A 1,684-nucleotide genomic window follows, 5' to 3' on the forward strand; every position below is an offset into this window, starting at 1 on the left:
TGGCGATGGTGTCTCTGGTCAATACCATCAACAATATGGCGGAGCGTGACCAGTTTGAGGACCGGGAAATTAATTTTGTGGTGGATGAGGCGCATATACTGACCACTAATCCGCTGTTGTCGCCCTATATGACCAAAGTGGTCAAGATGTGGCGCAAACTGGGCGCCTGGTTGTGGCTGGCTACTCAGAATTTGGCGGACTATCCGGATAGTGCGGAGAAAATGCTGAATATGGCGGAATGGTGGTTGTGTCTGACAATGCCGCCGGATGAAGTCGAACAGATAGCGCGTTTTAAAAAGCTGTCTGAAGAACAAAAATCGGTGTTGTTGTCAGCCAGCAAACTCCCGGGCTGTTACACCGAAGGCGTGGTGTTGTCGAAAAAAGTGGAAGCGTTGTTTCGGGTGGTGCCACCCAGTGTCTATCTGGCGCTGGGTATGACGGAGAAAGAGGAAAAGGCAGAACGCAGGGCGATTATGAAAGCGCTTCATTGCAGTGAATTGGATGCCGCCTTTGTTGTGGCGCGCAGGCTGGACCGTACCCGTGGTCTGATATCCGGGGAAGCGGCAAATGTGCGTGATGAAGATCTCTTAGCCATGCAGGAGTGTAGGCTATGAATATCAGGGTATTCTGGACGCTTTTGCTGTTGTTAATGCCGGTATCGGTGTTTGCCAGCACGGTGATATATACCGATACAAGCCATCCGCCGCGCAATGCTGATCAACGTGTCCGGGTTGTGTACCTTGATGGGGCCGAACAGCTGCAAGCACAACTGTTCGGTCAGTTATCGGCTGATCCTGAACAGGCAGTCAAACAGTTCCGTCAGATTTTGCAGTCTCCATCGTGGCATCAACAGGGGCGACATATCAGTCAGGCTTATCAGGGGTTACTGAATGCCTGGACGTTGGGCCTTAAGAAGTTCCCAGCAGTGGTTTTTGATGATGATTATGTTGTGTACGGTACGACAGACATCAGACAGGCCCGGTTACTTTGGGATACCTATCAGCAGGAAAACCAGCCATGAAATCTTCGGATTTATCGTCATTAACATGGCATTCCCGGCTGAAAAAGTTCGGTATGGTCCTGATGCTAACGGTTGTTCTGGTGCCCGTGGCCGTTGCCAGTGTGAATACGGCTCAGATTGTGGCCAGTGCCGCGTCGGTATCGTGCATCAGTTGGCGGATAAAAGGTATTTGTTACTGGCTGCTGTGTTCTCCCTGGGGGTGCAAAGTGCAGACCTCGATAAAAGTTGCGCATTTTATTCCTCAGGCCGTGGTTTCCGTCTATAACGCGCCTGGCGGTAATCCCTGGAGAGAAATGTCTCTGGTCAGCCAGACTGTTGACAGCGTGGAAAATGCCGTAACGAGAGCACTTTCCGGGATAGCCGTGGGGGGCGGTAACAATCAGTTGAAAATCCCAGGCAACCGGAAAAACAATCTGCATTTTAAATATGCCGATGCGATTGGGCATCCGGCAACTGCCATGATGGGCGGAAAAATTTCGGGGTATGCGTGTAAAAGTGCCGCCACGCCTTTTATGCCTTACTTTTTGAGTACGCTGGACAGCCTGGTTTGGCGGACCGGTGTGCCAGAGTCGTTTTATCCCGAAGCGCTTATTCCTGGTAAACGTGAGCTGGGTGATTCGTTTCGGGGCAATATGTGGGGCAATATTTATCCGCGAAGCGGGT

The 1,684-nt window shown here is 51.3% G+C and carries 2 protein-coding genes and 1 pseudogene; all 3 read left to right on the forward strand.

The annotated features are described in order from the left end of the window. Window positions 1-614 (forward strand): annotated as a pseudogene (locus EAE91_RS23345) (conjugative transfer ATPase); the annotation flags it as partial. After that, window positions 611-1,021 carry a TIGR03757 family integrating conjugative element protein gene (locus EAE91_RS23350; protein ID WP_214090521.1) on the forward strand — a complete coding sequence of 137 codons (411 nt, stop codon included), beginning with the start codon at window positions 611-613 and terminating at the stop codon, window positions 1,019-1,021. The pseudogene EAE91_RS23345 and the gene EAE91_RS23350, both read left to right, overlap by 4 nt. 53 nt (window positions 1,022-1,074) lie before the next feature. Further along, on the forward strand, window positions 1,075-1,684 hold a 610-nt coding region (locus EAE91_RS23355; RefSeq protein WP_244869014.1), incomplete at its 3' end, for a TIGR03756 family integrating conjugative element protein.

The sequence above is a fragment of the Photorhabdus noenieputensis genome (assembly GCF_018448935.1).
Classification (GTDB): Bacteria; Pseudomonadota; Gammaproteobacteria; order Enterobacterales; family Enterobacteriaceae; genus Photorhabdus; species Photorhabdus noenieputensis.

Bases quoted from the DNA above. Each gene is read 5' to 3' on its own strand.
- EAE91_RS23350 (WP_214090521.1), top strand. From the start codon at position 611: ATGAATATCAGGGTATTCTGGACGCTTTTGCTGTTGTTAATGCCGGTA.